This is a genomic window from Nocardia anaemiae NBRC 100462 (assembly GCF_001612725.1).
Lineage (GTDB): Bacteria > Actinomycetota > Actinomycetes > Mycobacteriales > Mycobacteriaceae > Nocardia > Nocardia anaemiae.
In genome coordinates this window covers 1-8,940 of the sequence record NZ_BDAZ01000028.1, presented here as the reverse complement: position 1 = coordinate 8,940, position 8,940 = coordinate 1, and the positions used below count along the sequence as shown (strand labels likewise).

Genomic DNA, 8,940 nt, shown 5'->3' with positions numbered 1-8,940 from the left:
ACCTCGGCCTCCGACGCACCGACGGCCACCATCGCCCCACCAGTAGGCAGTGCCTGCATCAACCTGCCACGCGCCGCAACTAACACACACGCATCCGCCAACGACAACACACCGGCCACATGCGCCGCAGCCACCTCACCGATCGAATGACCGGCAACGACGTCCGGGCGCATGCCCCATGATTCGAGCAGCCGGAACAACGCCACCTCGAACGCGAACAGCCCCGCTTGCGCGAACACCGTCTGATCGACCAGATCATCGTCGGCCAACGCCACACTCAACGAAACCTGCTGTTCCAGAAGCGGATCCAGCTCACCGATGATCCCCTCGAAATGCTCGGCAAACACCGGATACGCATCACGAAGCTCGGCGGCCATACCGGCCCACTGCGCACCCTGACCCGAGAACACCACACCCGTCGAACCCGATACCACACGACCCGACACCACACCGGGAGCTTGCATCCCCGCAGCCAGCGCCCGTACACCCGCGAGCAGACCATCGCGATCCTCGGCCACGACTACAGCACGATGCTCGAAGACGCTCCGGGTGGATGCCAGCGAAAAACCGACATCGATCGGATCATGTTCGCCCACACGCGATATCAAACGATCAGCCTGACCGGCAAGAGCCTCGCCGCTGCGCGCCGAGAGCACCCACGGCAGCACGGCCGGGACAGTCTCGACCACCGGCACCGGCGCCACGATTGGGGCCGGGGCTTGCTCGATGATGACGTGAGCGTTCGTGCCGCTGATACCGAACGAGGACACACCGGCACGACGTGGCCGATCAACTTCCGGCCACGCCACCGAATCGGTCAACAACCGGATATTTCCTTCGGACCAATCGACTTTGGTGCTGGGCTGATCGACGTGCAGCGTTTTCGGCAGCACGCCGTGGCGCATCGCCATGATCATCTTGATCACACCACCGACACCCGCGGCAGCTTGAGCGTGACCGATGTTGGACTTCAACGAACCCAACCACAACGGACGATCCGCATCACGGTCCTGCCCATAGGTGGCCAAAAGCGCTTGCGCCTCAATCGGATCACCCAGAGTGGTGCCGGTGCCGTGGGCTTCAACCGCATCGACCTCGACCGGGGAGACCCCTGCATTAGCCAAGGCCTGACGGATCACCCGTCGCTGCGAGGGACCATTCGGGGCGGTCAACCCATTCGAGGCACCATCCTGATTCACCGCCGAACCAGCGATCACCGCAAGAACTTCATGACCATTACGGCGCGCATCGGACAGCCGCTCGAGCACCAGCATGCCAACACCTTCGGACCAACCGACCCCGTCGGCCGCATCGGCGAAGGACTTACAGCGTCCATCCGGAGACAGCCCCCGCTGACGGCTGAATTCGACCAAGGTCTCCGGGGTCGACATCACCGTCACACCACCGGCCAAGGCCAGATCGGACTCGCCCGACCGCAGCGACTGCGCAGCCAGATGCATCGCCACCAGCGACGACGAACACGCCGTATCCACCGACACCGCCGGACCCTCCAGCCCGAGCGTGTACGCGACGCGACCGGAGACCAAGCTCCCGCCAGCATTATTACCGGTTCCCTGGGCGTAGTCGTGGTACATCACGCCGGTGAACACCCCGGTCGAACTGCCACGCAGGACCGCCGGATCCACACCGGCGCGCTCCAGCGCCTCCCACGTCGTTTCCAGTAGTTGCCGCTGCTGGGGATCCATCAGCGTGGCTTCATTGGGGCTGATTCCGAAGAAGTCCGGATCGAAATCGGCAGCGGTGTGCAGGAACCCGCCTTCCCGGGTGTAGGTCTTTCCCGCGCGGCCAGGTTCTGGATCATAGATGCCGGTGACATCCCAGCCTCGGTCGACCGGGAACGTCGACACCGCATCCCCGCCGAGACGAACCAATTCCCAGAGTTCTTCGGGGGAAGTGACCCCGCCGGGATACCGGCATGCCATTCCGACCACGGCGATCGGCTCATGGTCGACAGTCCTGCTCGCGGTGACCTGGATGTCCTGACCGGTGCCGGTGAGCTCGTCGGCCAGATGCTTCGCCAGCGCCAGCGGTGACGGGTAATCGAACACCAGCGTCGCGGGCAACGGCAGACCCGTCACGGATTTCAGGGCATTACGGAACTCGATCGCGGTGACCGAATCGAAGCCCAGCTCGCTGAAAGCCTTATCCGCCGCAACCGCATTCGCGTTCTGGTGACCGAGAATGGTCGCGACCTGACCGCGCACGATCTCGACCAGCACACCGAGACGCTCACTGTCCGGCGTATCGAACAGACGCGTGCGCAGTGCCGCGGCCGCACCCGAGACCGCTTTGCGGCGATGCGGGATCAACGCGGAAAACAGTGCGGGCGTGGCGAATCCCGCGCTGCGCAAGGCATCCAGATCCAGACGGGCGAGCACGGGAGCCGCCGCGTCGATCTCGGCGGCCGCGTCGAACAGCGCGAGGCCCTGCTCCTCCGACAACGGCAGCAAGCCCGAACGAGACATGCGGCGCCGGTCGACATCGCTGAGCTCGGCGGCCATGCCCCCGTCCATGCTCCAGAGACCCCAGGCGAGGGACTGCCCACAGCGGCCGGATGCCCTGCGATGTGCCGCAAGAGCATCCAGGCACGCGTTGGCCGCAGCATAGTTGCCTTGCCCCGGGTTACCGAACGCACCAGCCACCGAACTGAACAGCACGAACGCCTTCAACGGGAGATCGGCGGTCAGTGCATGCAGATGCAGGGCAGCATCGACCTTCGGTGCCAACACCGCGTCCAAACGCTCCGCGGTCAGCGAACCGATGGCGCCATCGTCGAGCACACCAGCCATATGGAACACACCGGTGAGTGGACGGCCCGCGGGAATTTCGGCCAATATACCCGCGAGCGCAGCGCGGTCGGCCACATCGCAGGCGACGAAATCGGCCTCGGCACCGAGACTCTGCAACTCGGCCCGCAATTCGGCTGCGCCGGGAGCGGATCCGCCACGCCTGCTCACCAGCAGAAGGTGACGGACACCGCGGGTGGCGACCAGGTGCCGGGCGAACAACGCGCCGAGGGTGCCGCCCGCACCGGTGATCAGAACAGTATCGTCGGGATCGAAGGAAACGGACGTGCCCGAAGTGGCTGTGCTGGCAGCCGTTCGGCTCAGCCGCGCACTGTGTGCTCGCCCGTCACGCACCGCCACCTGAGGTTCGGCCGCGGCCACGATCCCACCGAGCAGCCCACCGAGTTCGGCGTCGGCGTCGATCAAGACGATCCGGCCCGGATTCTCTGCCTGAGCCGAACGGACCAGACCGTGCACCGCGGCACCGGCGAGGTTCGTAATATCTTCCCCCGCAACCGATACCGCGCCACTGGTTCGGACCACCAGCACGGCATCGACGAAGCGATGCTCTGTCGTCCAGGATTGCAATACCGCCAAAACCCCATGCGTCGCAGCGTGAATGGCAGCGGGATCATTGCCCACGGGGCCGTCCAACACCACTACCTGCGGCACCTCGTCACCGAGATCCGCCCACGAGACGGCGCTGACCTCGGTCTCGGCTATCGAGATCGGTGTCCAGCCGACCTGGAAGACAGCGGTGCGGGCAATGGGTGTGCCAGCGTTGAGCTGCGCGGGATCGATCGGCCGGGTAGCCAAATGTCGAACCGTCGCCACCGGGGTACCTGTGGTGTCCGCCAGATCCAAGGCAACGCCGCGCTCACCGACACGGGTGAGCCGAACACGCAACGCATCGGCCCCGGCCGCATACACACCGACACCGGACCATTCGAACGGCAATGCCGGGCCGCTGCCCTCTGGTTTGTCGTCGGCGAACCGCAAAGCATGCAGAGCGGCATCGAGCAATGCCGGATGCACACCGAACCGCTGCGCCTCGGACCGAGCCACCTCGGGCAACTCGACCTCGGCATAGAGCAGCCCCTCGGCTCCCCGCCACACGGCCCGCAGCGCCTGGAACGCCGGGCCGTAGTGATAGCCCTGCGCATCCAGAGAGTCGTAGACAGCATCGATATCCACGGCGACCGCACCGGCCGGTGGCCACTGCGCCAGATCCACTGTCGCGCTGACGGTTCCGGACGCGAGCACACCCTCGGCATGCAACGTCCACGACGAGGCCGCATCAGCACCGTCGTCGGGACGGGAGAAGATCCGCACCGCGCGACGACCCGACTCGTCCTCCCCATCGACGACGACACGCACCGCCACACCACCGGTCTCCGACAACACCAGCGGAGCCTGCAGCACCAACTCCTCCAGCAGCGAGTAGCCGAGCTGTTCTCCGGCATGCAGGGCGAGTTCGACAAAACCGGTACCCGGCAACAACACGGTGTCCATCACCATGTGATCGGCCACCCACGGATGCGTCTGCACCGACAAGCGGCCACCGAGTGCGACCGCATCGGAGTCCGGTTGCGCCACCACCGCCGAAACCAGCGGATGCCCCGTAGCCCCGAAACCCATCAAACGGGCATCACCACCAGCCGCGGGCACTTCGGCCATCCAATACCGCCGACGCTGGAAGGCATAGGTGGGCAAATCAATTCGCTTGGCTCCGGTACCGGAGTACAGACCGGCCCAATCCACTTCGGCACCCGACACGAACAAGCCAGCGACCCCACCCAACACCGCCGAAGCGTCGGCCCGATCCCGACGAGCCAACGCCACCACCGTCGGAGTCGAGGCGGTGGGTCCTGTTGTCGCCACATCCTCGAGAATCTGGGTAATCATCGGCGACAGCACGGCATCGGGCCCGACCTCGGCGAACCGGGTCACGCCCATACCGGCGGCCGTGACCACCGCATCGGCGAACCGCACAGTCTCACGAACCTGACCCACCCAGTACAACGGATCGGTCATCTCATCGGTGACCTGGGCACCGGTCACCGTCGACACCAACGGAATGCTCGGTGGCGCGAACGTCAAACCTTCTATCGCCGTGGCGAATTCGGCCAGCATCGGTTCCATCGAAGCCGAATGGAAAGCGTGCGACACCCGCAATCGGTGTGTGCGCCAGCCCTTTTCGATACAACGATCGACAACAGTGGCGACATCATCTTCGACACCCGAGAGCACCACCGACGATGGACCATTCACCGCCGCGATCGACACCCCGCCAGCCAGCAGCGGCAACACATCGGCCTCCGACGCGCCCACGGCCACCATCGCCCCACCAGTAGGCAACGCCTGCATCAACCTGCCACGCGCCGCAACGAGCACACAGGCATCCGCCAACGACAACACCCCGGCCACATGCGCGGCAGCGATCTCACCGATCGAATGACCCGCTACGACGTCAGCGCGCACACCCCACGACTCGAGCAAACGGAACAACGCCACCTCGAACGCGAACAAACCCGCCTGAGCGAACACCGTCCGGTCGATCACATCCTCGGACACCAACGCCGCACTCAACGAAACCGTCTGTTCCAGAAGCGGATCCAACTCAGCGACGATCGCATCAAATGCCTCGGCGAACACCGGATACGCATCACGCAGCTCAGCGGCCATGCCCGCCCACTGCGCACCCTGACCCGAGAACACCAGCCCCGTCGAACCCGACACAACACGACCCGACACCACACCGGGAGTAATTTCGCCGCGACCCAACGCTTGTACGCCAGCCCGCAAGCCATCGCGCTCAGGTGCCAACACCACGGCCCGATGCTCGAACAACACCCGCGAGGTCACCAGCGAGAACCCGATGTCGATCGGGTCGTGGTCGTGGATATGCGCGGCCAGACGCCTGGCCTGATCAGCAAGAGCCTCGGTATTGCGTGCCGAGAGCACCCACGGCGACACCCCACCAGCCGGAACGGACTTGATCACCGGCACGGGAGCCGGTTCCGCTGGGGCCTGTTCGACGATGACGTGAGCATTCGTGCCGCTGATACCGAAGGAGGACACACCAGCACGACGTGGCCGATCAACTTCCGGCCACGCCACCGAATCGGTCAACAACTGGATATGGCCTTCAGACCAATCGACCTTCGTGGAGGGCTGATCGACATGCAGCGTTCGAGGTAGAACCCCGTGGCGCATCGCCATGACCATCTTGATCACACCACCCACACCGGCCGCGGCCTGAGCATGACCGATATTGGACTTCAACGAACCCAACCACAACGGACGATCCGCATCACGGTCCTGCCCATAGGTGGCCAAAAGCGCTTGCGCCTCAATCGGATCACCCAAAGTCGTACCGGTGCCGTGGGCCTCCACCGCATCCACCTCGACCGGGGAGACCCCGGCATTAGCCAACGCCTGACGGATCACCCGCCGCTGCGACGGACCATTCGGCGCAGTCAACCCATTCGAGGCACCATCCTGATTCACCGCCGAACCAGCGACTACCGCAAGAACTTCATGACCATTGCGCTTAGCGTCGGACAACCGCTCGAGCACCAACATGCCAGCGCCCTCAGCCCAACCCACACCATCGGCCGCATCGGCGAAGGACTTACACCGCCCATCCGGAGACAGACCCCGCTGACGACTGAACTCGACGAACACATCCGGTGTCGCGAGCACGGCCACACCACCGGCCAAGGCCAGATCACACTCCCCCGACCGCAACGACTGCGCAGCCAAATGCAACGCCACCAGCGATGACGAACACGCCGTATCCACCGACACCGCCGGACCCTCGAAACCCAACGTGTAGGCGATCCGACCGGAAACCAGACTCCCACCAGCGCTGTTACCTTTGTCGGTTCCCTGCGCGTAGTCGTGGTACATCACGCCGGTGAACACACCGGTTGGACTGCCCCGCAATACCGCCGGATCAATACCGGCGCGTTCCAATGCCTCCCACGAAGTCTCCAACAGCAACCGCTGCTGCGGATCCATCGACGTGGCTTCGTTAGGGCTGATCCCGAAGAAGTCCGCATCGAAATCCGCTGCCGAATATAGGAACCCACCGTTGCGCGCGTAGGTCTTACCCGCCTTACCTGGCTCCGGATCGTAGATGGCCTCGATATCCCAGCCACGATCCGTCGGCATCGCACCGTTGGCATCGATCCCGTCGGCAACCAACCGCCACAGGTCTTCCGGCGAGGCGACGTCGCCCGGGTACCGACAGCTCATCGCGACAATCGCGATCGGATCATCATCGACTCGAGCCCGACTGACCACAACCTCATCAGCAGCCACCGTGCCGCTGAGTTCCGAGCCGATGAACTCGGCAACGATCTGTGGGTTCGGATAATCGAAAATAAGCGTGGCCGGAAGCTTCAGTCCAGTCGCAGTATTGAGCCTGTTGCGGAACTCGACAGCACCGAGAGAGTCGAACCCCAGCTCCTGGAAAGCCCGCTGCGGCTCAACAGCATCCATAGAAGCATGTCCGAGGATCTCGGCGGCTGCCGATCGAACGAGGTCGAGCACAGCAGTGTGACGATCGGCATCCGACAGGCTGGCCAGCTTGCGGGCAAATGCGTGATCCGCGTCCGGAGTTCGGGACCGGCGACGCACCGGGACCGGCACAATCGCACGCAGCAGAGCCGAAACCTGCTCACCCCGGGTCCGAAGCGCAGCCGGATCGACCCGCAACGCCACCAGCTGAGCAGATTCGGTGGCGATCGCCATGTCGAAGAGGGCGAGGCCTTCGGCTTCGGTCAGCGGCGGGAAACCCTGGCGACGTATCCGCTCGATATCAGCCTCGGACAGCATGGCCCCGAGGCCGGTAGCTGTCGCCCACAAGCCGAAATCCACCGTAGTCGCAGGCAACCCCAGACTGCGCCGGTGAGCCGCGAGAGCATCCAGGAAAACATTCGCCGCAGCATAATTCGCTTGACCGGCGGCCAGCACCAGCCCGCCCACCGACGACACGAGTACGAACATCGAAAGTGCGTGTTCATGGGTGAGCTCATGAAGATGCCACGCCGCATCGACCTTCGGCCGGAACACATAATCGATCCGGTCCGCGGTAATCGACTCGATCAGACCATTGTCACCGGTTCCGGCGGCGTGAACTATGCCCACCAGTGGATGCTGGTCCGGGATGCTGCCGAGAAGTGCCGCCAGTGCGTCCCGATCAGAAACATCACACGCGGCAATACGCACCTGCGCACCGAGCTCCACCAGCTCATCCCGCAACTGGATAGCACCGGGAGCATCCAGACCACGACGAGACGTCAAAAGCAGATGCCCCACACCGTGATCGGTCACGAGATGTCGAGCGATCAAGGCACCGAGACCACCGGTCCCACCGGTAATCAATACGGTGCCAGGTTCTGCCAGCCGAACAACCTCGCCAGTCGCGTGACGACGCAACCGCGGAGCCAGCAGAGCCGCATCACGTAGCGCGGCCTCCGGCTCCGCCGCAGCGGTCGCTGCCACCGTCGCGACAGCGACCGCGTCACGGTCCTGGTCGGGCTGATCCAGGTCCAGAAGCTGGAACCGACCCGGGTGCTCGGCCTGCGCGGCACGCAACAAACCCCACACCGGCGCCTGACCCAGATCCACCTGCTCCGAATCAGCAACAGACACAGCCTGTCTGGTCAACACAACCAAACGAGAGTCAGCGAAGCGACTATCGCTCAACCACAGTTGGACAGTGTCGAGGACACCGTTTACCACGCGCCGTGCGGCCTCCGGCGGCGCACTCTCATGGGCGGGGCACTCCAACAAGACGATCTCGGGAATAACCGGATCCGCTACCGCATCCAGCTCAGCGATCATTGCCGCAAGATCGCGATAACGCGGCACATCCCCGGAGCTCTGACCAGAACCCAACACCGCCAAGTGTTTCGGCTCGACAGTCACCGCCGACGATTGCCGAACAGCGACCCAATCCACGCCGAACAAGGCATCCGATACCGGGTTCGCGTTGAGCCGATCGGCAGACACCGGCCGAGAAACAAGAGCGCCCACCGACAACACCGGGCGACCATGCTCATCAGCCATCTGCACGGCGAACCTGTCGCCCTCGAGCACAATCCGGACCCGCACCACTGCCGCA

The 8,940-nt window shown here is 64.3% G+C and carries 1 protein-coding gene; it reads right to left on the bottom strand.

Translation table 11 applies throughout. From position 1 onward, the window contains the following. On the bottom strand, positions 1-8,885 hold an 8,885-nt coding region (locus tag NA5_RS18365), incomplete at its 3' end, for a type I polyketide synthase (protein WP_218020120.1). Positions 8,886-8,940 lie beyond the last annotated feature (55 nt).